General features: G+C 48.6%; 1 tRNA gene and 1 rRNA gene. Both read right to left on the bottom strand.

Annotated features, from left to right (window positions below):
• Window positions 1-102 (bottom strand): 23S ribosomal RNA (locus tag APU11_RS14840); the annotation flags it as partial.
• Between the two features lie 183 nt (window positions 103-285).
• Window positions 286-361: transfer RNA gene (locus tag APU11_RS14835), tRNA-Glu, on the bottom strand.
• Window positions 362-424 lie beyond the last annotated feature (63 nt).

Here is a 424-nt window from a genome sequence, read left to right as displayed (position 1 = left end):
TCAAGGGTTCATATCACCTCGCCGGCGCTTTTCGCAGATTAGCACGTCCTTCATCGCCTCTGACTGCCAGGGCATCCACCGTGTACGCTTAGTCGCTTAACCTCACAACCCGAAGATGTTTCACTTCATGATTGCGAAAATTTGAGAGACTCGAACACACATAACATGTGTGTCGTTTCAATTTTCAGCTTGATCCAGATTTTTAAAGAGCAAATATCTCAAACATGACTCGCAAGTCAGTTTTGAGATATGACGGCAGGTGACTTTCACTCACGAACCAGCAAGTGGCGTCCCCTAGGGGATTCGAACCCCTGTTACCGCCGTGAAAGGGCGGTGTCCTGGGCCTCTAGACGAAGGGGACGTACAGTCTCAATCGCAAGACGCCTTGCTATTTACTTTTCATCAGACAATCTGTGTGAGCACT

The sequence above is a fragment of the Enterobacter sp. 50793107 genome, from assembly GCF_001463365.1.
Classification (GTDB): Bacteria; Pseudomonadota; Gammaproteobacteria; order Enterobacterales; family Enterobacteriaceae; genus Enterobacter; species Enterobacter cloacae.
The sequence above is the reverse complement of the archived record's forward strand: the minus strand, read 5'-3'. Positions and strand labels throughout refer to the sequence as shown.